This window comes from Neisseria viridiae (assembly GCF_962747995.1).
GTDB classification, from domain to species: Bacteria; Pseudomonadota; Gammaproteobacteria; order Burkholderiales; family Neisseriaceae; genus Neisseria; species Neisseria viridiae.
In genome coordinates, this window is the sequence record NZ_CAUJAJ010000008.1 from 1 (window position 1) to 25,989 (window position 25,989).

Below are 25,989 nucleotides of genomic sequence, written 5' to 3' on the forward strand. Positions count from 1 at the left end.
AAAAAAAAACAAAAAACCCCCCCCCCCCCCCCCCCCCGCATTTGCGTAAGAAAGTGTAATCCCTTTAATCATAAGGGAATGTTGACAATTAGAGCGATTCTCCTAGGTTGGTTTTCGCAATATAATGAGACTGTCAATAAGTGTGTATGGCCGTTTGCCGTCCGGCGGCCGGAAGCATCAAGAGCGTGGGCGGCGTATCACAAACAGAGAGAATCAATGAACAAAATTTTCCGTGTCATTTACAGTCAGGCAACCCAATCTTGGGTGGCAGTGTCGGAATTGACAAAAGCACATAAAAAACAAAGTTCATCAAATGCACAAAAAAATGCAGCGAACATTTCGGGAAGCGTTTTCAAATCCTCCGTTATCGCCTTAGGGTTGTTAACGGGCGCGAATACGGCTTATGCCGTCAATACGGCAGGTACTGGTGGAGGCGGGGCGGTAGCCTGGGGACCTAATTCGGTGGCAAATCCAGATACATCTGTAGCTATTGGGAATGGTGCGAGAGCTAATAACCCAGATGGTGTATCCATTGGTGCAACCGCAGTTAATGGAGGCGGGGCTACGGGAGCGATTGCTATTGGTAAGAATGCAAAAAATGATCAGAAAGAATCAATTGCCATTGGGGTATCTGCTAAAAATGTGGGGGCTAATACAATTGCTATTGGTAGTAATGCTTTAACACAAGATGGTCCGAATGCTATAGCAATTGGCAGTAATACAGTAGCTAAGACAGAATCTGTTGTCTTAGGGAATGATGCTACGGCAGGTAGTAAATCTATTTCTATTGGTTATAAAGCCAAGGTAACGGCACAATATGGTATTGCACAGGGACACAATGCGTCCAGTAGTAATACAGATGCCATTGCAGTGGGACGGGATACCCAATCCACTGGCGGTGGGTCAGTGGCTTTAGGGCAAGAGGCGAAAGCTTTGGGCAATCACTCTCTTGCCATAGGTCCACAAGCTACTGCTAGTGCAACTTTAGGTGATGCTGTAGCCATTGGTTACAATAGTAAGGCTACCGAATACCGCGCTGTTGCCATTGCTAATGAAGCTGTTGCTAGTGGGGAAAACGCCGTTTCCATCGGTTGGTATGCAAACGCTGCTGGCAAAGAAAGTGCGACCCTTGGTGATCATGCACAAGCCAAAGCAGAGCATTCGATTGCCATAGGCTCTTTCTCTAATGCGAGGGAAGAGAATGCCATCGCCTTAGGTACAAGGGCAGATGCGGCAAATCGAAACGCGTTGTCTTTAGGTACTTCTTCTCATGCAGGGCTAGACGCAGTAGCGGTCGGATATAGTGCGGAAGCGGCAGATAATTCGGTAGCGATTGGTTCTGAATCAGCATCGCTGAATGAAGCAGATATTGCAATTGGTAAAGGTGCTAGGGCGATTGGTAAGCAAGGGGCAATCGCAGCCGGTCTCGGTACGCGCGCAATCGGGCATTCTTCTATTATGATTGGTGGCTCAGATATTTCGGAGGCGGCAAATCAAACCGTCAAGTATGACGTAGAAGACCATACAAAAGTGACAGACGTTACCGTGGATGAAATGATTAATGGTGCAAAGGTGAAGCGTCATTACAAAGTTATCGACACGACGGAGGAAACCGGCACGCTTGCCGCAGCCTATAAGGCACTGACCGGCAAGCCGATGGATACGTCCACCTTGGATTACTCCAAGGTAACAAACGGTCATTCCTCCATTTCCCTCGGTATCCACGCCCTGTCTGAAGGGAATTTGGGTACGGCAATCGGCACGGGCGCGCGCGCCAACAGCCTCGGCTCAATCGCGCTCGGCGCGGGTGCGGTGGCAGACCGTCAAAATGCCGTGGCAATCGGCACCGGTTCGACAACCGAGTTGCAAGGCTCGCGCCAAACCGACGTTTCCTACAACGCTGCCGGATCGATTGTTTCTTCCGATTCGCCCGATGTCGCCTATACCTTCAAATGGGCGGGCGGTATCAACACTTCCGCCGGCGACGTGGTGTCTTTCGGCAGCGCGGGCGCGGAACGCCAGTTGAAAAATGTGGCAGCAGGTCGCGTGGCTGAAGATTCAACAGATGCCATCAACGGCTCGCAGTTAAACTCCGTGGCGCGCAAAGTGGCATCCGGCTGGCAGGTTGCCGGCGATAACAAAACCAAAGTCTCCGGCATAGGATCGGACGATCAGGTCAACTTCATCAACGGCAACGGCACGACGGTAACGGTAACGGATCAGCCAGCGGTAAAAGAAACCGTTACCGAAAACGGCAAACAGGTTGAAAAAATCACAACTCCGAAAGGCGCGAACGTCAAATTTGATGTCAAAGCCGCCGACACCTCTTTGGAAGTTGGCGCAAACGGCGTGAAGGTCAAGGCTTCAGACGGCATCGAGACAACGACGGACGGCATTAAGGTCAATACGGGCAAAGGTCTGAAAATCGATACGGCAGACGGCAACAAAGTTGCTGTCGATACCGACGGTACAACAATCACTGTCGACAATAAGGGCAAAGTGAAGGCGGTTACAGGCTCGATAGAAACGGTTACAGATACTAACAAAGGTACTGGTGAAAAAGTCGGTCAAGTACGTCCTGTTGAAACAGATAAAGGCAAGCTGGCGACAGTCGATGCAGTGGCAAGTGCGATTAATGATGCCTATTGGAAAGCGGCGGCTTCAGGTAATGGTGTAACAACGGATGTAGCAGACAATGTGAAAGCCGGCGACACGGTTACCTTCAAAGCAGGCAAAAACCTGACGGTCAGCCATACCGCCAACAGCTTTGAATTTGCCACCACCGACACGCCTGAATTTACCAGCGTCCAATTCGGCAACAACGGCCCGAAAATCACCAACGATGGTGATAACTTAAAAGTCACTAAAGCGGATGGCACAAGCTCGACCAAAATCACCAACGTAGCTAACGGTAGCGATGGCAACGATGCTGTAAACGTAAACCAATTAAAAGCAAGCGGTTGGAAAGTTGCAGGAAATAACAAAACTGAAGTTGACACCATCAATCCAAGCGAGCAAGTGAATTTCTTGGATGGTAGTGGCACAACCGTAACTGTTGAAAAAGATAAAGGTGCAGACGGCAAAGAAAACGGCAACGTCAACGTGAAATACGATGTGAACGTTGGCAATGGTTTACAGACGGCAAACAATACTATTTCTGTAAAACCAGCGGATAGAACAATTACCGTTGGTACAGATGGCGTAAAAGTAAACACGGGCGATATTGCAACGGAATCAACGGGTAAGGCAACAACTGCACTAGATAAAGCGATTGCAGAGGCGACCAAGGAATTGGCTGAAGCGACCGAGGCTGGGGATATTACTGCACAGCAAAAAGCACAAGAGAAACTTGATGCTGCAAATAAAGCAAAAGCTGATGCGGGCAAACAGATTGCGACGGTAGAAAATGTTACTGAAGCCATCAACAAGGCGGGTTGGAATGCCATTGCTGCTAAAACTGAAAATGGAGAGGTGTCAGGCGAAGCAACGCAACTTGTGAAACCGGGCGAAACCGTTACATTTGAAGCAGATAAAAACATCAAGATTGCTCAAGATGGAAGTAAATTCACATTCTCGACAAAAGATAATGTTGAATTTAAATCTGTCAAAGTCGGCGAAGACAAAGACGGCAAAAAACCGGTCAGTCTGACAACCAGTGCGGCAATAACCGCCAATAATAATCAGACAGGAAAAGCCCCGACGACCGCGTTGAATATCAGCAGCGGCACGGGCACAGATGCGAAACCGACGCAAATTACAGGCGTGGGTTCGGTGTTGAATACGACAACGGTTACAAGCGCGCCGGACGGCACCGCACTGATAACCCAACCGAAATTGGTTAACCTCGGTACGGCACATAATCAGACGGCATTGGCAGACAATGTTTTAAACTCTGCCGCCACCGTGCGCGATTTGGCGAATATGGGCTGGAAAGTCTCATCAGATAAAGCGACCGGTGCGGAAAATAAGTCATACAGTGATGTGGTGAGAAATGCGGACGAAGTGAAATTTGTCGGCATAAACGCCGCCAAAGTATCGGGTAAAACCGAGAACGGCGTACGCACCATTACCGTTGATGTGAAAGTGCCTGATGTTAAAACTGCCAAGCTGGTTTCAAGCACCGACGGTTCTGTGATTGCTCCCTCAACTGATTCCAAACTCCAAGACGCATTAAAAACTGCGAAAGACGAGTTGGCCGCATTGCCTAACACTGCAACTAAAGCGGCAAAAGAAGCGGCTGAGAATAAAGTAAAAGTTGCCGAAACGGCATTAAATAAGGCTTTGGATGATAAAGGCGTTGCTACGGCTAAAAATGTTGCGGATATGATTAACAATTCCGGCTTTACGCTGAAAACTTCCGCTGACGAGGGCAAGAAAGATGCCGCATCGGCAGGCAGCGAAGTCATCAAACCGGGCAAAGCCGTTGAAATGGTCGCGGGTAAAAACTTAACCGTGAAACAAGAAGCTAACGGTAAAGTAACTTACAGCCTGAATCCGGAATTAATTAACCTGACCAGTGCAGAGTTTAAAGGCACAGGCAAAAATGCGCCGACCACCAAACTCACCAATGCAGGCATAACCATTACTTCGGCAACTGTAGGCAAGCAACCCGTTTCATTGACCGAAAACGGCTTAAACAACGGCGGCAATGCGATTTCTAATGTAGCCGGCAACCTTGACGGCGCGAAAACCGGTACGACCGCGCCGACAACTTCAGCAACAAAACCGACCGCACTTACCGAAACCAATGCGGCAACCGTAGGCGACGTGTTGAACAGCGGCTGGAACATCCAAGAAAAAGGTACGGCAAAAGACTTTGTCAAAGCCTACGACACCGTAAACTTCGCACAAGGCGACGGCACGGACGTGTCTGTCAGCGTGTCTGACGACAAGCAGACCTCGACCGTGAAATATAGCGTCAAAGCCGACGGCAACTCTTTGGAAGTTGGCGCAAACGGCGTGAAGGTCAAGGTTTCAGACGGCATCGAGACCACGAAGAACGGTATTGCCGTGAAAGCCGCCGATAAAACGCTTACGGTCGGCACAGACGGCGTAAAAGTCAATACAGGCGCGATTGCCGCAGCAAATGGCGGCAAGGTAACCGTTACCCCAAAAACCAAGGCAGACGGCACGACGGAAACACAGGCGGAGGCGGAAACCCGCGCGGCTTCCGAGATTGCCACAGTGAAAAACGTTGCGGATGCAATCAACAGCGCGGCGTGGATTGCCAAAGTGGAAAACACGGACGACAGCGTGGACACGCCGACCGAAAACGATAAAGGCACGGCGGTCAAGGCGGGCGACACGTTGAACCTGAAAGCGGGCAAAAACCTGCGTGTCAAACGCGACGGCGGCAACATTACCTTTGCCTTGGCGAAGGACATTACGGTTGAAACCGCCAATGTGGAAAACACGCTGAGCATCGGCAAAGACGGGGCGAAAGTCAATATTGCGCCGACTGCAAATGGTTTGAGCTTCAGCCGTCCTGCTGCAACGGCGGGTGGAGCGAAACAGCCGGTTACCCTTAGCGGCATAAGCAGCGGTTTGGACAAATTCGACGCTGCCGATCCGAAAACCGAGGGGTTGTTGAACCTCAATAAAACCGAAATCGGCAAGACCGAACCGACAGTCGGCGACAATACCGCCGCCACCGTGGGCGACTTGCGCGGTATGGGCTGGGTGCTTTCTGCCGATAAGAAAACAGACAATCCCGCCGAGGCTTACAACGCGCAGGTAAAAAACGCCGAAGAAGTGAAATTCGTGGGCGCGTCGGGCGTTATCGTTTCCGGTAAAACGGAGGGCAATGTCCGCACCATTACAGTGGGCGTGGATCACCAGCTTGCGACGAACAATTCGGTCAAACCCGTGGAATATACCAAGAAAGACGGAACAAAAGTCTATCCGAAAACCGTAACCAATGGCGGCAAGACGGAAACCAAGTTTTATCCGAATGCCGACGGTACGGGAGACGAAGTGCCGGCAGACGACGTAATCGTTTCGGTCAACGGCGCGAAAGGCACGACAATTCCGACCACCTTGTCGAATGTCAAATCAAACCTCCCTGAAACCCGCAACACGGCGGATGCCGCCGATCCGACCGGCAAACCGGCAAGCAAATCGCAATCCGCCCCGACAATCGGCACGGCGGACGGCAATGTGAATGCGAACAACGCCGCCACCGTGGGCGACGTGTTAAACAGCGGCTGGAACTTGAAGGGCAACGGAAGCGCGGTTGATTTTGTCAGGGCGTATGACACCGTGAACTTTGTAAACGGCAAAGGAACGACGGTCAGCATCGAAACCGACGGCGCGGAAAGCCGAGTGAAGGTGGATGTGGATACGGGTGTAATCACTGCGGAAACCAAAGACGGTAAAGCTACGGGTAAAGTTGCAGGTCCGGTTGCCAATGCTGCGGATTTATCGAAAGCAATCAAAGATGCTCAAGATGAATTGGCGAAAGCAGGAGATGAACAGGCTAAGAAAGCGGCTCAAACTAAACTTGATACTGCAAATAAAGCGGCAGATGAGGCAGGTTTGAACAAAGTGGCAACCGCTCAAAATGTTGCGGATATGATTAACAACTCCGGTTTTACGCTGAAGACTTCCGCCACTGCCGCCGACGACAATCTGACTGCCGACAATACCCTGAAGAACGACGGGGAAGTCATCAACCTGGGTAAAACCGTTGAAATGGTTGCAGGTAAAAATCTGACCGTGAAACAGGATGCAGACGGCAAAGTCACTTATGCGACTGCAAGCGATGTTGCGTTCAACACTGTCAAGGTCGGCGCACCCGAAACCTATCGGGACGACCAAGGCAACACGGTTGTCAAGGTGGACGGCAAGTTCTACAAAGCCGACAATGTGGAAAATGGCAAGCCGAAAGACGATGCGGTTGAAGTTGCCGGCGGCAATGTTACGACCGTCAATCCGCAAGTCAACTTCGCCCGCGAAGATGCCAAACCTGCGACCAACAACGGTACGGATGCGAAGAACCAACCGTCTTCCGCGTTGAACATTAGCTCGACCGACGGCAAACCGACGCAGCTGACCGGCGTAGCTTCCAGCCTTAATGACAAAGAAGTCGAAACCGCGCCGAAAGGCAAAGACGGCAAAAGAGGTAGCATCAATCTGGTTGATTTGAATGGTAAGGATTCTGCTTCGGTGAACAAAAACGCCGCCGCAACCGTAGGCGATTTGCAAAATATGGGCTGGGTGGTCTCGACCAAAGACGGTAACGGCTACACCGATGTCGTGAAGAACGCCAACAAGGTCGACTTCAAAGGAGGCAACGGCATTGAGGTGCGCGGAAGCACCGCCGCCGACGGCACACGCGTGATTACCGTGTCTGCCAAAGAAGGCAAGGTTACCAACAAAGTCGAGATAACCAAAAACGACGGCTCGAAAGTTCACGCGGTCATCATTGACGGCAAATACTATGAGCGCGATGAAAACGGGAAACCGAAGACGGATACGAATCCGGATACGTATAAGGAAATTCCCGCTGCGGATATTAAATCGGCAGACAATGGCGGTTCGGGTTTTGTAACCGGCAATACGGTCGCTAATGCAATCAACGATTCGGGATGGAACGTGGGTTTGGCAGATGGGAAAAAGGCAGAAGCCGCATTCGCAGGCGGCGGCAAAGCCTTGTCCGAAAGTGATCTTGAAAAAGTCAATCCAGACGACAACTTCCGCTTTGCCGACGGCAAAAACACCAAGGTCAAGGCGGCGACTGTGGCCGAAATCAATAAAGACGGCAGGAAAATCACCAATACTTATGTGAAATTCGATGTCGAGCTGCCCATCGGTCAGATTGAAAACGTTTCCCGCGATGCGGGAGGCAACGCAGTGAAAAAAGTCGGCGATAAATGGTATCCCACCGATCAGGTCAATGAGGACGGCACGTTGAAAAATCCGGGCAATTCGACCGCGCTTTCCGACGAAGAGGCGGAAAAGGTTGCAACGGGCAATGTGGCGGCAATGGATCCTGAAAATAAGGGCGACAAATACAAATCTGCCCATCAGGTCGAAAAAGGTCTGACTCCGGTACAAATGGGCGAACTTGCCGGCATGCAGGTCGCAGCCGCCGAAGCGGCGAAACTCAAAATCGAAAACCTGCTGAAAAATCAGCCGAAAGATGTTGTTGATGCCGCCTCCGAGGCCGCTGTAAAAGCAGCGCAAGACGAGGCGAAGGTGCAATATCTGAAAGAGAAGGGTTTGGATAAGGGTACGGGCGGCACGGTCATTTCCAATTTGGCGCGCGGTACTGCGCCGGGAGATGCCGTAAACGTCGATCAGCTGCAAAACAGCGGTTGGAATTTGGATTCCAAAGCGGTTGCAGGTTCTTCGGGCAAAGTCATCAGCGGCAATGTTTCGCCGAGCAAGGTAAAGATGGATGAAACCGTCAACATTGATGCCGGCAACAATATCGAGATTACCCGCAACGGTAAAAATATCGAGATTGCCACTTCGATGGCGCCGCAGTTTTCCAGCGTTTCGCTCGGTGCGGGGGCGGATGCGCCCACTTTGAGCGTGGATGGGGACGCATTGAATGTCGGCAGTAAGAAGGACAACAACCCCGTCCGCATTACCAATGTCGCCCCGGGCGTTAAAGAGGGGGATGTTACAAACGTTGCACAACTTAAAGGCGTGGCGCAAAACTTGAACAACCGCATCGACAATGTGGACGGCAACGCGCGTGCGGGCATCGCCCAAGCGATTGCAACCGCAGGTTTGGTTCAGGCGTATTTGCCCGGCAAGAGTATGATGGCAATCGGCGGCGGCACTTATCGCGGCGAAGCAGGTTATGCTATCGGCTACTCCAGTATTTCCGACGGCGGAAATTGGATTATCAAAGGCACGGCTTCCGGCAATTCGCGTGGCCATTTCGGTGCTTCCGCATCTGTCGGTTATCAGTGGTAAAAGACTTTCCCGCCTGTCTGCTGTTGGGGCAGGCGGAAGGTTTGAAGGGAAGGGCGGCGATTTGCCGCCCTTTTTATTTGGGTGTGCCGCATTTTCAACCTATGCCGTCTGAAAGGGCCTTCAGACGGCATTTCTTTAAAACGGCAGCTTAGAAGCGGTAGTTCAAACCGAAGACAAACTCTCTGCCGTGTTCGTAGAACGGTACGCGCCCGTCGCCGTCGGGGAAGCGTTGGTTGTGCGAACGGTATTTTTTGTTGCCGATGTTGTTGACGGCAAAGTTGACGTTCATATTGTCTTTGCCCAAAGGCTGCCAGTTGGCATAAATGTCGTGTACGCCGTAGCCGCTTTTAACGGATTTGACCGTCCATTTTTTATTAATATATTGTTTTCTATAATCTTTAAAAAGGATGCAATATGCTTTTGATAAGTTAAAGTCGGGAAGCTGTTTTCAAATTTTATAGTGGATTAACAAAAACCGGTACGGCATTGCCTCGCCTTAGCTCAAAGAGAACGATTCTCTAAGGTGCTGAAGCACCGAGTGAATCGATTCCGTACTATTTGTACTGTCTGCGGCTTCGTCGCCTTGTCCTGATTTTTGTTAATCCGCTATATTGTGAGAAGCCGGATGACGGATTAGGGAAAAATAAAGGGGCTGTACTAGATTAGCAGATATGTTACCCTGGAAATATGAAGATAACGCACTACAAATTAAAGAAAAAAGTACAAAAAGAACTGCTCCGTTTTTTTGTACTGGAAGTTACCGCCCGTTCTGCCGCCGATATTTTGGGTATCCATCCCAATTCGGCAGCACTGTTCTACCGTAAAATCCGCACGGTTATCAGCCATCATTTAGCCTTGGCTGCCGATGAGGTTTTTGAGGGCTCTGTTGAGTTGGACGAAAGCTATTTCGGCGGACGGCGTAAAGGCAGACGTGGTCGAGGTGCGGCAGGAAAAGTGGTTATCTTCGGCATTCTGAAACGCAACGGACGGGTCTATACCGTTATCGTAGATAATGCCAAGTCTGAAACGTTACTCCCTGTCATCAAAAAGAAAATCATACCGGACAGTATTGTTTATACCGATAGTCTGAGCAGCTACGACAAGTTGGACGTGAGCGGTTTTATCCATTACCGCATCAACCATTCCAAGGAACTTGCAGACCGTCAAAACCACATTAACGGCATTGAGAACTTTTGGAATCAGGCAAAACGCGTCTTGCGAAAATACAACGGAATCGATTGCAAATCTTTCCCACTGTTCTTGAAAGAATGCGAATTTCGATTTAACTTCGGCACACCGTCTCAACAGCTTAAAATCCTGCGGGATTGGTGTGGAATTTAGGGCTAATCTAGTACAGCCCCAAAATAAATGCCGTTTGAATCTTCAGACGGCATCGGGAGATGATTTTCAGTTCCCGGCTTCCGGTTCGGTTACACTGGAAATTACAGAAGCGTCGGATTCGGATTCTTCTTCGGCAACACGTTCCAGCGATACCAAGGTTTCGCCTTCGTCCAAGTTAATCAGTTTCACGCCTGATGCTGCGCGGCCGGTTTCGCGGATTTGTCCGACTTTGGTGCGGATAAGCACGCCGCCGCTGGTAATCAGCATCAGGTCATCGGTTTCGCCGACCAAGGTTGCGGCGACCAAATCGCCGTTGCGCTCGCCGGTGTTGATGGCAATATTGCCTTGCCCGCCTTTGTTTTTGCGGCTGTAATCGGCAATCGGGGTACGTTTGCCGTAGCCGTTGGCAGTGGCGGTCAGCACTTGCAAATCGCTTTGAGCGGCTTCGGGGGCGAAAGTAATCAGGCTGACGATTTTGCCGTCGGCAGGCAGGCGCATACCGCGTAAGCCGCCGCTGCCGCGACCGGACGGACGCACACCGTTATTTGCTTTTTTTAGGTAAGAATATGTCGAAGGTCTGCGAATTATTTTTTCAAAATATTCGTTCACGTCGCCATCTACATTTTCATCGTAAGTACGATAATCTTCTTGTTCGTTATCTTCATAATCATGTTGATGAATATCATTAGGACGTCCATTAACTACGATAGTGGCAACTTTAATTTTTTGTTCTCGAGAAAAAGTTGAAGTGAACTCAATAATCGGCTTTAAGAGTTCTTCCATTTCTTCATCCCATTCCAAAGAATTTTCTTCGTTTCCTAACAGTAACTCGGAAATTACGCCATTGTTTGCGCTGCTTCGTTCATTAAATCGATGTATAAAAGGTTCATATAATTCGACTAATTGCTTGATTACTTCATCGTTGGATTCACTAAATCTCAAAGCTTTACCTAAATTAGAAAATAGCATTACATCATCTGAACCAGTGGTACGTGATGCTCCTATCAAGTAATCTCCCTCGTTTAATGCGATGGCTTTGATGCCTTGGCTGCGGACGTTTTTAAAGGCGGAAAGTTGGACTTTTTTCACCATGCCTTGTGCGGTGGCGAAGAAGACGTATTGGTCTTCGGGGAATTCGCGGACAGCGAGGATGGCACTGACTTTTTCGCCTTCTTCCAACTGGATGACGTTGTTAATCGGACGGCCGCGGCTGTTGCGTCCGCCTTCGGGCAGCTTGTAAACCTTAATCCAGTGGCACTTGCCCAAATTGGTAAAGCACATCAAATAATCATGCGTGTTGGCAACAAACAGGGTTTCGATAAAGTCTTCGTCTTTGGTGGCGGCAGCCTGTTTGCCGCGTCCGCCGCGACGCTGCGCCTGATAGTCGGTGGTCGGCTGGATTTTGATATAGCCACCATGTGTCAGGGTAACGACCATTTCGCGTTGCGGAATCAGGTCTTCATCGGCAATGTCGCCGCCGAACGGGTTGATTTCGCTGCGGCGTTCGTCGCCGAAATTGGTTTTGGTTTCTTCCAATTCTTCGCGGATGATTTGGGTAATGCGTTCCGGTTTCGCCAAAATGTCCAAATAGTCGATGATTTTTGCCATAATGTTTTTGTAGTCGCCGACGATTTCTTCTTGGTCGAGGCCGGTCAGGTTGCGCAGGCTCATGCGCAGGATGGCATCGGCTTGGATTTCGCTCAGATAATAGCCTTGTTCCTGTAAGCCGAGGTTGGCGGGCAAACCTTCGGGACGCGCCATACGCAGGTCGAGGTCGGTACGGCTCAACATGTCTTCCACCAAACCGCTGCGCCATGCGCGGGACAACAGTTTTTCTTTGGCTTCAGGCGCGTCGGCGGATTCTTTAATCAACCGAATCATCTCGTCGATATTGGACAGGGCGACGGCTTTACCTTCGGCGATATGGCCTTCATGACGCGCTTTTTTCAGGCGGAACAGGGTGCGGCGGGTAACGACTTCGCGACGGTGGCGCAGGAATTCCGCCAGGATCTGTTTCAGGTTCAACAGGCGCGGCTGACCGTCAACCAAGGCAACCATATTGATACCGAAGCTGTCTTGAAGTTGGGTGAGTTTGTAGAGTTGGTTTAAAACGACTTCGGCGTTTTCATTGCGTTTCAATTCGATAACGACGCGCATACCGGATTTGTCGGATTCGTCGCGCAGGTCGGATACGCCTTCCAATGTTTTTTCGCGCACCAGTTCGCCGATTTTTTCCACCAGCTTGGCTTTGTTCACCTGATACGGGATTTCGTCGATGATGATGGCTTCGCGTTCGCCGTTTTTGCCTATGGGCTCGATATGGGTTTTACCGCGCATGACGACGCGGCCGCGGCCGGTTTTATAGCCTTCGCGCACGCCGCTCAAGCCGTAGATGGTTGCGCCGGTCGGGAAATCGGGGGCTTGCAGGATGTTGATCAATTCGTCGATTTCGGTTTCGGGTTCGTCCAAAAGACGCAGACAGGCGTTGATGGTGTCGGTGAGGTTGTGCGGCGGAATGTTGGTCGCCATGCCGACGGCGATACCGGACGAGCCGTTGACCAACAGCGCAGGGAAGCGGGTCGGCAACACCAGCGGTTCATGTTCGCTGCCGTCGTAGTTCGGGCCGAAATTGACGGTTTCTTCTTCGATGTCCGCCAGCATTTCATGGGCGATTTTCGCCATGCGGATTTCGGTATAACGCATCGCTGCTGCGCCGTCGCCGTCAACCGAGCCGAAGTTGCCCTGACCGTCGATTAAGACGTAGCGCATCGAAAAATCCTGCGCCATGCGCACGATGGTGTCGTAAACCGCAGAATCGCCGTGCGGATGGTATTTACCGATGACATCGCCGACGATGCGCGCCGATTTTTTGTAGGCGGCGTTCCAGTTGTTTTTCAGCTCGTGCATGGCGTAAAGCACGCGGCGGTGTACGGGTTTGAGACCGTCGCGCACGTCCGGCAGCGCGCGCCCGACAATCACGCTCATGGCGTAGTCGAGATAGCTTTTTCGCATTTCGTCTTCAAGGCTGACGGGCAGGGTTTCGAGGGCGAATTTGTGGTCGTTGCGGATGGTTGCGTCGGTCATGGTTTCAATGTTTCGTATGGCAAAAAATTGTTGCTTATTTTAGCATATTTTGACGCGGAACGGTGCGGCGGCCGGATATGCCGTCTGAAAGGCGCGGGCAAAATGCGGCGGGAAGCGTCCGGCTTCCACAAATTTGTACAGGCGGCATTTCAGACGGCATCGGGGCATAATCCTTTCCATAGGAAAACGGGACGGAGGGGAAGATGTGGTAGCCGCCTTCGCCTTGCTTCTTTTTGTCTCTTACGCATATTGCTCCATTAATGCCACGATAGGCATTAGCTCCGGTTCTGAATCTGAGCGATAGCTGTCTATAACTGTTTCGTTTCCATTAAAAAAATGAACATTAGCACCACTATCAAGCATAGCTTTCAAAACATCTAATCGTTCGGGCATATAGCCTATCATTGCTAGAGGAATCATATTGTCTTCATCGGCTATATTCGGATTTGCTCCTGCCTCCAGCAACGCTAATGCTGCATCGCCGTTTCTGGCACGCATGGCGTAATGTAGTGGAGTCATGCCGTATATATCTTGGGCATTGACTGCTACGCCTTTGTCCAGATAGAACCGGACGGTTTCTAGCGGTGAAGGACTGTGAGGATTCATATTAATGCGGTGCAGATAGCTCCATTTTTCAGACGGCGTGATTTTCAAAGGATCAAACTGGCCGCTGTCTGCCGTTTTTTGCAGAAATTTGATATCGCCTAGTCTGTTCGCTCGAACAACCTGCATGCCGATATCATTTTTATAAGGATCTAGTCTCATTTTATTTTCCTGTCGTTAAAAATTTTTCCATATCATCTCTAATATCTTTTAAGTCATCAATACCTGGTTTCTCATAGCGATGACTCAAATTATCCTTAGCATTTTCCAGCTTAAAGATACTCGGCCGCGCATTAACATAATCGTTCAATTGTTGTGATGGCGTATCGTACCGATGACGGTGATTGGTGGGACGTATTGGCGTTTTTCGATTTGGAGGAACAGGTGGGTGAAGACAGTATATTTTCGGATGGGAATGCGAGGAGGAAAAACGGGCGGATTGAAAAAGTTTGATGTGCAGGTATGTGTGCTTTCGGGACGGTCTTTGCCGAAGCTGATGCCGATTTTGGCATGCCGTCCGAAGAAGGCTTTTCTGCCGGTAAAGGATAGAATGGGGGCAATGCCGAAACGCTGGCGCACGTCATTAAAAAACGGATGCAGGCGGAGGTTCGGCATTGCCTCCCGCAAAAATGTTATTTTTTTGATGTTCCTCCACGGCTTTTGTCTGTTGTGGGCGGGTAGCCCTATGTTCGGACGGCATGGCGGACGAAACGGTTATGCCGTCTGAAACACGGTGCGGATTATAATGCCGAGGAAATTTCGTTGCGGAGTTTGTCGAGAAACCTGCCTTGGCGGACTTGTTGTGCGGCGGTGTCGTAATCTTGTCGGGCAAACGACTGTTTCAGACCGCAGAACAGTTTTTCTTGTTCGGCGCGGATTTCGTTATCGAGATTTTTCAAGGATTCAAGGTCGTTGCCTGCCCGTGCCTCCATCAGCGTTTCGCGCCATTCCATTTGCTGCATAAGGAATTCGGGGGCGAAAGAGGTATGCTCCGGCGCATCGGCATCTATACCCGATGTTTTCAACAGGTACGCAGCGCGGTCGATGGGATTTTTCAAGGTACGGTAGGCATCGTTGATGGTGGAAGACATCATTACTGCTTGTTTCTGCTCGAAAGCGGAAGCTGAAGCGAATCTATCGGGATGGAAACGGGCAGCCAAGGCGCGGTAGGTTTGCTCCAAGCTTTCGGTGTCGATATCGAAAGCGGGTTCAAGCTGGAAGAGTGTGAAATATTGAGACATGGCGGGATAATTAATGTGAAATTTTCGGCAGAAGCCTGATTTTGCCTTATAATCCGCTAATTCTTAACCCAAAGGACTGAATATGAGCAATAAAGTGCAACACAATAAAGGCAAAATACGCGACAATGCTTTAAAAGCCTTAGTGAAATCCGATTTGTTCCGACACAAGGTAGAACGGAAAAGAAAAGGCAAAGGCAGCTACAACAGGCAGGAAGCGAAAAAATGGCGGGACGGTTTTGATACTGTCCCGCCATTTTTATGCCTTAAACGTGGAAGCTCTCGCCGCAGCCGCAAGAGTCTTTGACATTCGGGTTTTCAAATTTGAAACCTTCCTGCAAACCCTCTTTGGTGTAATCGACTTGCGTGCCGTCCAGATAAACCAGGCTTTTCGGGTCGATATAAATGCGCGCGCCGTGTCCTTCGAAAATCAGGTCGTCGCCGTCGGCTTCATCGACAAATTCAAGGTTGTACGCCATACCCGAGCAGCCGCTGGTTTTCACACCCAAGCGTACGCCCAAGCCTTTGCCGCGTTTGGCGAGATAGTCATTGATGTGTTTTGCGGCATTCTCGGTAAGGGTAATCATATTCTTTTCCTTGTTGTGCCGCCCCGGAAAGAACCGAAGCGGCGGGCGGTTCAGACTGCATTGCGGGACGATGCCGTCTGAAGGGCTTTATCTGTTTTCCTGACGTTTGCGGTAGTCGGCAACGGCCGCTTTTACTGCATCTTCAGCCAAGATGGAGCAGTGGATTTTTACCGGCGGCAATTCCAGTTCTTCGGCGATTTCGCTGTTTTTGATTGCCAGCGCGTCATCGAGGCTTTTGCCTTTGACCCACTCGGTAATCAGGCTGGACGAAGCGATGGCCGAACCGCAGCCGTAAGTTTTGAATTTCGCATCTTCGATGATACCTTCATCGTTCACTTTGATTTGCAGGCGCATTACGTCGCCGCAGGCGGGTGCGCCGACCATGCCGGTGCCGACGGAATCGTCGTTTTTGTCGAATGTGCCGACGTTGCGGGGATTTTCGTAGTGGTCGATTACTTTATCGCTGTATGCCATGATGTGGTTTCCTTAATGTTTTTTGATGGTTTCAGTGGTTTGTTTGCCGGTTTTCAGACGGCCTGAATTAGATTTTGCACGCGCCGCCTTCGCAGCCGTCATCATTCTCTGAATCGACGCCGCCTTCCACGGTAACGCCGTCGAAATCGTCAAGCAGGTTGTCGAGGTTGTCCAAATCTAAATCTTGTTCGTTCATATTTTTCTCTTGATTGCTTTGTTTTTGGAATGCCGTCTGAAGGTTCGGACGGCATGTTGGTACGCTTTAATGCGCCGCCCATTCGATCGAGTTCAAATCAATCCCGTCTTTGAACATTTCCCACAGCGGCGACAGTTCGCGCAGTTTGCCGATTTTGGATTTAATCAGTTCGGCGGAGAATTGCACTTCTTCTTCGGTGGTCATACGGCCGAAGGTGATACGCAGGGACGAGTGTGCCAATTCGTCATTTCTGCCCAATGCGCGCAGGACGTAGCTGGGTTCGAGCGAGGCGGAGGTGCAGGCGGAGCCGCTGGATACGGCGAGTTCTTTCACCGCCATAATCAGGCTTTCGCCTTCGACGAAGTTGAAGCTGACGTTCAGGTTGTTCGGGGCGCGGTGTTCGAGGTCGCCGTTGATATAGACTTCTTCGATGCCTTCGATGCCTTTGAGGAAGATGTCGCGCAGTTTGCGGTAGTGCGCCATATCTTGTTCGAGTTCTTCTTTGGCGATGCGGAAGGCTTCGCCCATACCGACGATTTGGTGGGTCGGCAATGTGCCGCTGCGGAAGCCGCGTTCGTGACCGCCGCCGTGCATTTGGGCTTCGAGGCGGACGCGAGGTTTGCGGCGGACGTACAGCGCGCCGATGCCTTTAGGACCGTACACTTTGTGCGCGGACATCGAGAGCAAGTCGATTTTGGCGGCTTCAACATCGACAGGCACTTTGCCGCAGGCTTGGGCGGCATCGACGTGGAAGACGATTTTGCGTTCGCGGCAGATTTCGCCGATGGCGGGAATGTCTTGCACTACGCCGATTTCGTTGTTTACCCACATTACGGAAATCAGGATGGTGTCGTCGCGGATGGCGGCTTTGAGTTCTTCCAGATTAATCAAACCGTTTTCTTGAACGCCGAGGTAGGTTACTTCAAAACCTTGGCGTTCGAGTTCGCGCATCGTGTCGAGCACGGCTTTGTGTTCGGTTTTGACGGTGATGAGGTGTTTGCCTTTGGTTTTGTAGAAGTTTGCCGCACCTTTGATGGCGAGGTTGTCGGACTCGGTCGCGCCGCTGGTGAAGATGATTTCTTTGGGGTCGGCATTAATCAGGGCGGCGATGTCGGCGCGGGCTTTTTCGACGGCCTCTTCTGCTTCCCAGCCGAATGCGTGGCTGTTGGAGGCGGGGTTGCCGAAGGTTTCGGTCAGATAGGGAATCATTTTTTCGGCAACGCGTTTGTCAACGGGGGTAGTGGCGGCGTAGTCGAGGTAAACGGGGGTTTTGACGGTCATGGTTTGCTCTTTCTTTTTCGGGTGTTATTTAATGGATGTGTGTAAATTGGACGACGCGGCTGCCGTCGCCGTTGTTTTTCTGTTCGATGATGCTTTGCAGGGTAACGCTGCCGAGGTAGTCGTTGATGGTTTTGTTTAAATTCTCCCAAAGGTCGTGCGTCAGGCAGGGCGCGCCGTGGTGGCAGTTGGCTTTGCTGCCGCATTGGGTCGCGTCCAGCCGGTCTTCGGCGGCGGAAATGATTTGGGCGATGTTGATTTGTGCGGGAGGGGCAGCGAGGATGTAGCCGCCGCCGGGCCCGCGCAGGCTTTCAACCAGTCCGGCGCGGCGGAGTTTGCTGAACAATTGCTCGAGATAGGAGAGGGATATGTTTTGGCGTTCGCTGATGGCACTGAGTTTGACGGCGCCGGTTTGCGCGTTCATCGCCAAATCCAGCATAGCGGTAACGGCGAAACGCCCTTTGGTGGTCAGTCTCATGGTGGTGGTTGCCCGTGTCGGCTTTTTTATAGTGGTCGGAATTGTCCAATATCTGAGTGTTTCAGTCAAGTATGGGGGAGCTGTTGCCGATTGTTTGTTTAAATGGCGGTATAGTCTGATTTTGCTTTATTTGTTTGGTTTTTTGAATCAGTTGGTTATGTTTTTTGAGGAGTGGCGGTTGGGGCGTTTTGCCGGCAAGCGGTTTCAAAACAATTTGATTTATTTTTGATATTGATATAGATTATCTAAATCTTAGTGATTTATTTGGGTATTGCCTGAAATGCCGTTTGAAGGCTCAAGCAGTTTCAGACGGCATATTCCATCAGGCTGTCAAACAGGGAAAAACAAGATGAAACGTGATTTGAGCAAAATGACCTGCATCGAAGACTTGCGCCGCGTTGCCAAGCGCAAAATGCCGCGTATGTTTTACGATTACATCGATTCGGGTTCGTGGACGGAAACGACTTATCGGGAAAATACTTCGGATTTCAAAGATATCCGCTTCCGACAAAAGGTATTAGTCAATATGGAGGGACGCAGCCTTGAGACTAAAATGATCGGGCAGGATGTGAAAATGCCGGTGGCGATTGCGCCGACGGGTTTTACCGGTATGGCACACGCCGACGGCGAAATTTTGGCGGCGCGGGCGGCGGAGAAGTTCGGCATTCCGTTTACGCTCTCGACCATGTCCATCTGCTCGATTGAAGACGTTGCCGAGAACACTAGCGCGCCGTTTTGGTTTCAGCTTTATGTGATGCGCGACCGCGAGTTTATGGAAAACCTGATTAAGCGCGCGAAGGATGCCAAATGTTCGGCATTGGTTTTGACCGCCGATTTGCAGGTTTTGGGTCAGCGCCACAAAGACATCAAAAACGGTCTGTCCGCACCGCCGAAACCGACCATCGCCAATTTAATCAATCTGGCGACCAAGCCCGAATGGTGCATGAAAATGCTGAACACGGAACGCCGCACGTTCCGCAATATCGTCGGACACGCAAAAGATGTGGGCGATTTGTCTTCACTTTCTTCGTGGACGGCGGAACAGTTCGACCCGCGCTTAAGCTGGGACGACGTGGCGCGGATTAAAGATTTGTGGGGTGGCAAGCTGATTATTAAAGGCATTATGGAGCCTGAAGACGCGGAAAAAGCGGCGAAAAGCGGCGCGGACGCATTGATCGTTTCCAACCACGGCGGCCGCCAGCTCGACGATACCGTGTCCGCCATCAAGGCATTGCCCGATATTGTTTCCGCAGTCGGCAGCGACATCGAGGTTTGGATGGACAGCGGTATCCGCAGCGGTCAGGATATTTTGAAGGCGTGGGCTTTGGGTGCGAAAGGTACGATGATCGGCCGCGCGTTCCTCTACGGCTTGGGCGCGTATGGCGAAGAAGGCGTAACCCGTGCGCTGGAAATCCTGTATAAAGAAATGGATATATCTATGGCGTTTACGGGACACCGCGATATTCAAGATGTCGATGCTTCGATTTTGAGGGGTAAAGATTGGGGTAGGGAAACGGTTTAGATACTGAAAAAATGATGCCGTCTGAACACAGGGTTCAGACGGCATTAAAATTTGGCTGTATTTTAATAATGTGTTGATTAAATATTTGACAAAACACTCTTTTATAAAGGAAGTTTTGTCAAACGGGGCTGCCGGCAATGCACTACTTCATTTTTCAAGCGATGCCGCACCTAAAGGGAATGACTCCGTAAATTGTCCATTTTTCTGATGATCAGTAAAAAACGGTAAACCGATCAAACGATAATGCGGTGTATCTTTTTGCAGGATTTTATCCTTCCCATATTTCACTGTGATTGCCTCTAAAAAAGCTTCTTTCCACGAATCATTTTCCACTAAATGCCCGCCTTTCGGTTCAATGAAAATTTGGTAATGCAAAAAGCCGTCCACGCTGTCGGAAGAAGATTTTTGTTTATCTTTCAGCAATAAAACAAAGTCGGGCATAAATCCTTCACCATCGGTAAAGTTATTTAATTTAAACACTTCTTCATTACGGATTAAATGCACGTCATATTTAGATTTCAAATCGCCCAAACGCTCTGAAATAAATTGAATTAACGCTTCTTCCAAACTTGTTCCAGCAAAATTATCCATCACATACCAATCATTTTGCGTGGCAATAGCAGTTTTTATATCATCTTTTTTGACCCATTTTTGTTTTGGCGTGCCGAAAATTTCCCATAATTTTTTAGGCGTAAATTCTTTTGTACCGATAAATGGCTTATCACTTTCATTCAAATGTTTTTCAACCATTTCCAAGATTTTCAGGCAGCCTGCAAGTTTATCGTCCGGGCGAACCTGTTTGTCTTGCCCTAATCCTAAAAATTCAATTTGCCAGTCTTTCAACAATTTATTTTGCAATTCATTGCGATTTTGAATATTGAGCTTGCTTTGCAAATGGTTGAAATGGAATAAAGATTGACTATTTTTCCCTTTGATATGTAATGCTTTATTAAAAATGTGCCACTCCATTTCACTCATTTTTATGGTTTGAGTAAAATTATTTTGTGTGCCGATTTGTCGGGCGGTTTCATCATTTTCATCGGCTGTAAATTGCGTTTCCTGCAACAGTTGATTACCGTGAACTTGGAATGAAAGCGTTTGCGGATTGGCTTGCAGGCTGTCTGCATTATTGCTTTTGGCGTTTGGGTTGGGGATTTTTTTATTCGCCCAAATTAACAACTCTCTAAAATCCTTATTATCGGCAAATTCAGATTTGAGTTTAAATGTTGCCAACACCTTATCATCGTCTTTTTCAGGCAAATAACCGTCTTTTCGCAACTCGTTTTTCAGTTCTGAAATATAGCGGGATTGCTCATCGTGCGTGTAATAAAACAATTCTTCCAAAATACGCAATTCGTGTTGCATATCGTTGTCAAATTTGCGTTTATTCGGCTGTTTACCTTCAAACGCAAATGGAAAATAACGCACACCGCGACCAATCAACTGCTTTTCCGATACAGTAGCGGCAGCCGTTTTGCCTGATTTTTTATTTGAACCGCCGCCGTTTTGCCCTTCATACAAACGCACAATATCAAACAAATTTAAAACGTCCCAACCTTCGGTTAATCTATCCACCGTAAAAATGGCACGGATCGGATTATCAGCCGCTTCCAAATTATTCAGCAATTTTTCCGTTTCTCTGTCGGTTTTTTCGGTTTTGGTTTTGTTGGTTTCGGAGTTGGTAATAATCACATTGTGTTTTTGATAATTTTGTTTTACCCAATTTGCCAAATGTGCAAACTCAAAGTCATTTTCCTGCATAAATTTTAGGGCTTGTTCGGTGCGGGTTTTGCCTTGTTCGTTGGCGTTATCGCTGTCGTTTAAGCTCATTGAAAATGTCGTTAAAAACTCAAAATCATCCGCTTGCACATTTTCTACCCAATTTAAAAATGCCGAATAATCCGCCTTTGATTCATCAATCGTCTTACTTCTAAACAACATCACAGGCTTGAAATTGGCAATGCCGTATTTCAACGCGATTTGATGGCGATACCAGGCAAACAATAAAGCGTGTAATATCCGCTCTTTCTTATTCAGCGTACTAGATACCAAATTGATTTCTTTGGTATAACCCTTTTGCAAAAACTCTTTTAAGCCAAATTTTGTGATGATTTTATCCGCATATTTTTGTTGCACTTCAGCATTTTCAGGCAGCGTAGCGGTAAATTCCAACAGCACATTTTGGCCGGGATTGCCATTTTTATTGAGCAACAATTCCAAAACCATATGCTCCCAGCCTTTGCGTTCAATTTCGGCATCGCTAGTGCGGTCGTTCATTTCCTTTTCTAAATCTAATTCGCCTTGTTTTTTGCTTTTGGTTTGCGCGTTTAAATGGTGTGCTTCATCGCCCAGCATTACAAGGTTCAAACCGTGCAAATCCGCCAATGTGGTTTGGTTTTCCCGTTCGGTGTGAATATCGTTATACAGTTTTTGAATGCTGGTAAATTTAATTTCAATGCCGTCTGAATGTGGGCTGAACGTTTCCACTTTGTGAATGGGAATTACCGTATCGCCCTGCAAAATCTTCTCGGTAAATAAAAATTTTGCGTGCGTCGGGTCAATAAAATTATTTTCCGTTTTATCCACGATATTGTTTTGATTCACAAAAAACAGAAAATGCCGATAACCCTTTTCAAAATAATACAAAATCAACGCCGCCATCATCATCGTTTTGCCGGCACCTGTTGCCATATTAAATAGCAAATGCGTTGGCTTATTTTTTAAATCAGGGAAATCGTCTAGCTCTGAAGTGCGGTCAAAAATCAAAAAGTTTTCAAGGGCAGATTTTTGCCATTCAAAAAAATCATATTTTAAGTTTTTGGAAACAAATTCAGGCATTTCAAGTAATTCAGGCTTGTATTTTTTAACCGCTTTACGTTCATTTTCAATCACTTCAAACAAAGTTTTATCATTCGCCATCTTTTTTCTCCGCTTGATAGAACGCACGGCTTACCGCTTTATCGTCATCGTTTAAGCAACCTGCAAATTGTTCGTCATCCATTTCGGATAATGAAACATACATTTGATTTAAATCTAACATTTCAAGCACCATTTGTTTTTGTTCGTCTAATGCCAAGGATTGAAATTCAGGCTCTTGAATGATTTGACTAAATTCATTTATGCTGACGTTGTATTTCAAGAAATAGCGTTCGCATAAATCTTCAAACAGTGTTTTGATGTCGTTTGAATTTTCGCACGCTAAAATTTGTTGTTTTGCGGTTTCGTTAAATGGAGCAAGCTCGGCATAGACAAACTCGCCACCACCTTGCCAGTTTACAACTTTGGAAATACCGCCTTGCTCACCTTCAATCACTTTTTTCAAGCGTTCAACGGCAAGCGTTTCAATATAATCCATTTGTTCAATACCGATATATTGGCGGTTCATTTTGTGGGCAACGGCAGCGGTTGTGCCACTACCCAAGTGGTAGTCTAAGACGATGTCAGATTCGGATGTGGCAATTTGAATAAGATACTGCAATAAGCTCTCAGGTTTTGGAGTAGTAAAAACTTTGCTGCCGAACAGTTTTTTCAATTCATCTGTCGCATGTGTATTTAAGATATCCTGTATTAAGTTCTTATAGGGAGCAGAACGTTCTATCGGCTTGTTTTCGTTATCAACCAACATATAGTTTTTATAACATACACTCCATCCAGATTTTTTAGACTTTGATTTTCTAAACTCCAAAAAACCGTTTGTTATTGCCCAATCAATTTTATTTTTACTCCATTTCCATATCCAGCCATCATTGACAAATTCAGTCCTGCCATTCGGATACGTAAAAGTGCCATCTGGACATTGGATTGCAAAATTCAAACTGTCACTATACTGCAATCCCCCTCTATCTAAATTGTCGATATAATATTTGCCTCTTTCCTGTTCAAACTTATCACTTAATTTGTATCTCTCTGTATCATAAGAAGACGTGTTTTTATTTAATTTAACTGTTTTAAAGTTCTTTGAGTAACATAAGACAAACTCTGTAATAGTCGCTATCTGTTTGGCATCGGACGCACCTGTCTTTTTTTCCCAAATAAAATTGCAGATGAAATTTTCATTTCCGAAAACTTCATCCATTAAAATTTTCAAATATGCCTGTTCGTTGTCGTCAATCGACACAAAAATTGAACCGTCTTCCATAAGCAGCTCTTTGGCGATTTCCAGACGGTTTTTCATAAAAGTCAGCCAAGTGGAACGATTAAATTTGTCGTTGTATTTGAAACCGTCATTGCCCGTGTTATATGGCGGGTCAATATAAATCAGCTTCACTTTGCCTTTAAACTGTTTGGCAAGCGAATGCAGGGCAATCAGATTATTGCCTTTGATAATAAGATTTTCGGCTGGTGTGCCGTCTGAATGTCGTTTGATTTCGCCAACGGCTTGTTTGCCGTCTGCGGTATAGCGAGAGAATTTTGAGAATGCTTTTGCGTCAAAAAGCCGATCGATTTCATCAAAAGCAAGCGTTTGATTAAAAAAGATTTCTTGTCTTTTTCGGGTTAATTTAGTGTATAATTGGCTGGCTGGCTGGCTGGCTGGCTGGCTGGCTGGCTGGCTGGCTATTATTGCGTTTAAAATAAATTTCTTCGCCTTCCTCGGTGCTTTGTCCGCCATTTAATACGCAATCTTTAAACGGAAAATCCAACACAATATCCGAATTGTCTTTCAAAAAGCGGTTGCCGTCCGTCAAGCCAATGCGGTTGGCGTATTTTGTGTAGGAATTATTGACGCTGTGTTTGTCCAAGAAAAAACGGAAATCCTGCAATTTAAACATCAGCACACCATTCACTTCCACAAAGAAATGGCGTTTTAACTCATCGTTCCCCAATAACAAACCGATAATGGCCGGGTCGGTTTTTTCCACCAAATCCAACAGAATGTTTTTGGCTAAAATGGTTTTTTCTTCGTTCGCCCATACTTTTTCGTGTGATAGCAGGGCTTGGGTTAATTCGGTTTGAATGTCTGCCTTCATCGTTATAAATCCTCATCAGTCATTTTAATGTGCCATTCTTGTGTAACGGCAAATGGCTTTGCAAATAAATTCTAATAAAATCAATTCTTTGATGTCTTTGCTGTTTCCGGGGGGCGTTCGCAAAGTTGCGATAAGCGGGGCGGGTGTCCGAGTGTGTCGTGATTTTGCGGAAATATAGTGGATTAAATTTAAATCAGGACAAGGCGACGAAGCCGCGGACAGTACAAATAGTACGGCAAGGCGAGGCAACGCTGTACTGGTTTAAATTTAATCCACTATATCAACACATTATTCAAACACAGCCCGTATTTTTAACCGCCGTTCAGGCGGCGGATGCCGCCGTGTTCATCAGGCGCAATGCTTTCAGACGGCATATTTCTTTTTGATATTCCGCCAGTCCGACAAAGCGGCCGTTTTCCGTGTAAACGCGTACCGGCGTATCGGAAGGTAGGTCTTCCTCGAAACGCGGCCGTTGTCCGCAGCGGAGCATATGGACGGCATAATCGTTTAAAACGGTTTGGGGAAAGTGTGAAACCAATACGTCGCAGGGTAGCAGCAAGCTGTCGCGTTCTGTTTCGTTCAAATTTGCCAAGGCCTCAAGCGTATGGCTTTGGGCGATGGTAAAACCGGCGGTTTCGGTGCGGCGCAGGGCGGTCAGGTGGGCGAACGTGCCGATATGTTTGGCGATGTCTTCGCTGAGGGTGCGGATATAGGTGCCTTTGCTGCAACGCACGCTTATCACGACTTTGGGCGCGTCAAATTCGGCAATATCAATGGCGTAAATGGTGATATCGCGCGCTTTGCGTTCGATGACGATGCCTTTGCGGGCGTATTCGTACAGCGGTTTACCTTCGTGCTTGAGCGCGGAAAACATTGGCGGCACTTGGCGGATGTTGCCTGTCAGTGCTTGGCAGGCCGTCTGAAATTCGGCTAAGGAAATATCGGCGCGGGCGGTGGCAACGATTTCGCCTTCGGCATCGCCCGTGCTGCTGGCTTCGCCGAGTTTCAGTGTGGCGGTGTAGGCTTTGTCGGCATTAATCAGATATTGGGCGAACTTGGTCGCTTCGCCGAAGCAGACGAGCAAAAGTCCGGTTGCCAAAGGATCGAGCACGCCGGTATGTCCGGCTTTTTCGGCATGAAACAAACGCCGCGCTTTTTGTAGGGCGGTGTTGCTGGAAAGGCCTTCGGGTTTGTCGAGAAGAAGAACGCCGTTGACCGGGCGTTTGGCGGGTTTATTGGTCATATTAATTAGGGAATATTAATGTTCAGACCGTCTGAAAGGGTTCAGACGGTCTG

18 protein-coding genes and 5 pseudogenes are annotated in these 25,989 nt (G+C 48.4%); 7 read left to right on the plus strand and 16 right to left on the minus strand.

The genetic code is table 11. The annotated features are described in order from the left end of the window. Positions 1 to 216: 216 nt before the first annotated feature. Both Q9J79_RS06085 and Q9J79_RS06090 read left to right on the plus strand, forming a co-directional pair. Positions 217 to 7,563: pseudogene (locus Q9J79_RS06085) on the plus strand (ESPR-type extended signal peptide-containing protein); the annotation flags it as partial. A 660-nt stretch (positions 7,564 to 8,223) separates the two neighbouring features. Further along, positions 8,224 to 8,925: pseudogene (locus tag Q9J79_RS06090) on the plus strand (YadA family autotransporter adhesin); the annotation flags it as partial. A 148-nt stretch (positions 8,926 to 9,073) separates the two neighbouring features. On the opposite strand, the pseudogene Q9J79_RS06095 reads toward Q9J79_RS06090, so the two are convergent. Continuing rightward, positions 9,074 to 9,289, minus strand: a pseudogene (locus Q9J79_RS06095) (TonB-dependent receptor); the annotation flags it as partial. Between the two features lie 323 nt (positions 9,290 to 9,612). On the opposite strand from Q9J79_RS06095, the gene Q9J79_RS06100 reads away from it, so the two are divergent. Beyond that, positions 9,613 to 10,266 (plus strand): IS1595 family transposase, encoded by a 654-nt coding sequence (locus Q9J79_RS06100; protein ID WP_304685354.1) that lies wholly within the window; start codon positions 9,613 to 9,615, stop codon positions 10,264 to 10,266. A 66-nt stretch (positions 10,267 to 10,332) separates the two neighbouring features. On the opposite strand, the gene Q9J79_RS10385 is transcribed toward Q9J79_RS06100, so the two are convergent. From Q9J79_RS10385 to hscB, 6 genes and pseudogenes are all read right to left on the minus strand, one after another. After that, positions 10,333 to 10,689 carry a DNA gyrase C-terminal beta-propeller domain-containing protein gene (locus tag Q9J79_RS10385; RefSeq protein WP_439652296.1) on the minus strand — a complete coding sequence of 119 codons (357 nt, stop codon included), beginning with the start codon at positions 10,687 to 10,689 and terminating at the stop codon, positions 10,333 to 10,335. 36 nt (positions 10,690 to 10,725) lie between these two features. Continuing rightward, a pseudogene (gene gyrA / locus Q9J79_RS06105) lies at positions 10,726 to 13,350 on the minus strand (DNA gyrase subunit A); the annotation flags it as partial. A gap of 39 nt (positions 13,351 to 13,389) precedes the next feature. Further along, positions 13,390 to 13,518, minus strand: a complete 129-nt coding sequence (locus Q9J79_RS06110) for a hypothetical protein (RefSeq protein ID WP_301911982.1) — start codon at positions 13,516 to 13,518, stop codon at positions 13,390 to 13,392. Positions 13,519 to 13,590: 72 nt separating this feature from the next. After that, positions 13,591 to 14,115: an ankyrin repeat domain-containing protein gene (locus tag Q9J79_RS06115; RefSeq protein ID WP_070814418.1), complete on the minus strand. Its 525-nt coding sequence runs from the start codon at positions 14,113 to 14,115 to the stop codon at positions 13,591 to 13,593. Between the two features lie 144 nt (positions 14,116 to 14,259). Continuing rightward, on the minus strand, positions 14,260 to 14,568 hold the full coding sequence (locus tag Q9J79_RS06120; RefSeq protein WP_003751092.1) for a hypothetical protein: 309 nt from the start codon (positions 14,566 to 14,568) through the stop codon (positions 14,260 to 14,262). A 125-nt stretch (positions 14,569 to 14,693) separates the two neighbouring features. Next, a complete protein-coding gene (gene hscB / locus Q9J79_RS06125; protein ID WP_301911981.1) occupies positions 14,694 to 15,194 on the minus strand; it encodes a Fe-S protein assembly co-chaperone HscB in 501 nt (166 codons plus the stop codon). A gap of 82 nt (positions 15,195 to 15,276) precedes the next feature. On the opposite strand from hscB, the gene Q9J79_RS06130 reads away from it, so the two are divergent. Then, the gene (locus Q9J79_RS06130; protein ID WP_254324812.1) at positions 15,277 to 15,498 is read left to right on the plus strand and encodes an alternative ribosome-rescue factor A; all 222 of its coding nucleotides are present in this window, start codon (positions 15,277 to 15,279) and stop codon (positions 15,496 to 15,498) included. Here the strand turns inward: Q9J79_RS06130 and iscA are convergent. The 5 genes from iscA to iscR all read right to left on the minus strand — a co-directional run bounded on the left by iscA (position 15,458) and on the right by iscR (position 18,204). After that, positions 15,458 to 15,778: an iron-sulfur cluster assembly protein IscA gene (gene iscA / locus Q9J79_RS06135; RefSeq protein WP_002216984.1), complete on the minus strand. Its 321-nt coding sequence runs from the start codon at positions 15,776 to 15,778 to the stop codon at positions 15,458 to 15,460. The two genes, Q9J79_RS06130 and iscA, sit on opposite strands and share 41 nt — an antisense overlap. Before the next feature lie 87 nt (positions 15,779 to 15,865). Further along, positions 15,866 to 16,252 (minus strand): Fe-S cluster assembly scaffold IscU, encoded by a 387-nt coding sequence (gene iscU, locus Q9J79_RS06140; RefSeq protein WP_211709507.1) that lies wholly within the window; start codon positions 16,250 to 16,252, stop codon positions 15,866 to 15,868. A 67-nt stretch (positions 16,253 to 16,319) separates the two neighbouring features. Next, positions 16,320 to 16,448, minus strand: a complete 129-nt coding sequence (locus tag Q9J79_RS06145) for a hypothetical protein (protein ID WP_002216985.1) — start codon at positions 16,446 to 16,448, stop codon at positions 16,320 to 16,322. A 66-nt stretch (positions 16,449 to 16,514) separates the two neighbouring features. Continuing rightward, a complete protein-coding gene (locus Q9J79_RS06150; protein ID WP_301911977.1) occupies positions 16,515 to 17,729 on the minus strand; it encodes an IscS subfamily cysteine desulfurase in 1,215 nt (404 codons plus the stop codon). Positions 17,730 to 17,757: 28 nt separating this feature from the next. Then, positions 17,758 to 18,204 carry a Fe-S cluster assembly transcriptional regulator IscR gene (gene iscR, locus Q9J79_RS06155; protein WP_301911976.1) on the minus strand — a complete coding sequence of 149 codons (447 nt, stop codon included), beginning with the start codon at positions 18,202 to 18,204 and terminating at the stop codon, positions 17,758 to 17,760. On the opposite strand from iscR, the gene Q9J79_RS06160 reads away from it, so the two are divergent. Continuing rightward, positions 18,203 to 18,433: a hypothetical protein gene (locus Q9J79_RS06160; RefSeq protein WP_301911975.1), complete on the plus strand. Its 231-nt coding sequence runs from the start codon at positions 18,203 to 18,205 to the stop codon at positions 18,431 to 18,433. The two genes, iscR and Q9J79_RS06160, sit on opposite strands and share 2 nt — an antisense overlap. Before the next feature lie 120 nt (positions 18,434 to 18,553). Continuing rightward, positions 18,554 to 19,726 (plus strand): alpha-hydroxy acid oxidase, encoded by a 1,173-nt coding sequence (locus tag Q9J79_RS06165; protein ID WP_127238593.1) that lies wholly within the window; start codon positions 18,554 to 18,556, stop codon positions 19,724 to 19,726. Positions 19,727 to 19,873: 147 nt separating this feature from the next. Here Q9J79_RS06165 and Q9J79_RS06170 read toward each other — a convergent pair whose 3' ends face one another. The 3 genes from Q9J79_RS06170 to Q9J79_RS06180 are packed head-to-tail and all read right to left on the minus strand — an operon-like array spanning position 19,874 to position 24,693. Further along, positions 19,874 to 22,645 (minus strand): DEAD/DEAH box helicase family protein, encoded by a 2,772-nt coding sequence (locus tag Q9J79_RS06170; RefSeq protein WP_301911974.1) that lies wholly within the window; start codon positions 22,643 to 22,645, stop codon positions 19,874 to 19,876. Continuing rightward, complete coding sequence (locus Q9J79_RS06175) at positions 22,635 to 24,335, minus strand: site-specific DNA-methyltransferase (RefSeq protein WP_304713149.1); 1,701 nt, start codon at positions 24,333 to 24,335, stop codon at positions 22,635 to 22,637. The genes Q9J79_RS06170 and Q9J79_RS06175 overlap by 11 nt, the downstream gene beginning before the upstream one ends. Beyond that, on the minus strand, positions 24,226 to 24,693 hold the full coding sequence (locus Q9J79_RS06180) for a site-specific DNA-methyltransferase (RefSeq protein WP_304713147.1): 468 nt from the start codon (positions 24,691 to 24,693) through the stop codon (positions 24,226 to 24,228). The genes Q9J79_RS06175 and Q9J79_RS06180 overlap by 110 nt, the downstream gene beginning before the upstream one ends. Positions 24,694 to 24,863: 170 nt before the next feature. Between Q9J79_RS06180 and Q9J79_RS06185 the strand changes: the two are divergent. Beyond that, positions 24,864 to 24,974 (plus strand): annotated as a pseudogene (locus Q9J79_RS06185) (IS5/IS1182 family transposase); the annotation flags it as partial. 41 nt (positions 24,975 to 25,015) lie between these two features. Here the strand turns inward: Q9J79_RS06185 and truB are convergent. Beyond that, positions 25,016 to 25,936 (minus strand): tRNA pseudouridine(55) synthase TruB, encoded by a 921-nt coding sequence (truB, locus tag Q9J79_RS06190; protein ID WP_301911971.1) that lies wholly within the window; start codon positions 25,934 to 25,936, stop codon positions 25,016 to 25,018. Positions 25,937 to 25,989: the final 53 nt, after the last annotated feature.

Coding starts and splice junctions, on each gene's coding strand:
- Q9J79_RS06160 (WP_301911975.1), top strand. CDS start 18,203: ATGGTGGTGGTTGCCCGTGTCGGCTTTTTTATAGTGGTCGGAATTGTC.
- Q9J79_RS06165 (WP_127238593.1), top strand. CDS start 18,554: ATGAAACGTGATTTGAGCAAAATGACCTGCATCGAAGACTTGCGCCGC.
- Q9J79_RS06180 (WP_304713147.1), bottom strand. CDS start 24,693: ATGAAGGCAGACATTCAAACCGAATTAACCCAAGCCCTGCTATCACAC.
- Q9J79_RS06120 (WP_003751092.1), bottom strand. CDS start 14,568: ATGCCGAACCTCCGCCTGCATCCGTTTTTTAATGACGTGCGCCAGCGT.
- iscU (WP_211709507.1), bottom strand. CDS start 16,252: ATGGCATACAGCGATAAAGTAATCGACCACTACGAAAATCCCCGCAAC.
- Q9J79_RS06100 (WP_304685354.1), top strand. CDS start 9,613: ATGAAGATAACGCACTACAAATTAAAGAAAAAAGTACAAAAAGAACTG.
- iscR (WP_301911976.1), bottom strand. CDS start 18,204: ATGAGACTGACCACCAAAGGGCGTTTCGCCGTTACCGCTATGCTGGAT.
- Q9J79_RS06145 (WP_002216985.1), bottom strand. CDS start 16,448: ATGAACGAACAAGATTTAGATTTGGACAACCTCGACAACCTGCTTGAC.
- Q9J79_RS06150 (WP_301911977.1), bottom strand. CDS start 17,729: ATGACCGTCAAAACCCCCGTTTACCTCGACTACGCCGCCACTACCCCC.
- Q9J79_RS06115 (WP_070814418.1), bottom strand. CDS start 14,115: ATGAGACTAGATCCTTATAAAAATGATATCGGCATGCAGGTTGTTCGA.
- truB (WP_301911971.1), bottom strand. CDS start 25,936: ATGACCAATAAACCCGCCAAACGCCCGGTCAACGGCGTTCTTCTTCTC.
- hscB (WP_301911981.1), bottom strand. CDS start 15,194: ATGTCTCAATATTTCACACTCTTCCAGCTTGAACCCGCTTTCGATATC.
- iscA (WP_002216984.1), bottom strand. CDS start 15,778: ATGATTACCCTTACCGAGAATGCCGCAAAACACATCAATGACTATCTC.
- Q9J79_RS06110 (WP_301911982.1), bottom strand. CDS start 13,518: ATGCCCCGATGCCGTCTGAAATGCCGCCTGTACAAATTTGTGGAAGCC.
- Q9J79_RS06175 (WP_304713149.1), bottom strand. CDS start 24,335: ATGGCGGACAAAGCACCGAGGAAGGCGAAGAAATTTATTTTAAACGCA.
- Q9J79_RS06130 (WP_254324812.1), top strand. CDS start 15,277: ATGAGCAATAAAGTGCAACACAATAAAGGCAAAATACGCGACAATGCT.
- Q9J79_RS06170 (WP_301911974.1), bottom strand. CDS start 22,645: ATGGCGAATGATAAAACTTTGTTTGAAGTGATTGAAAATGAACGTAAA.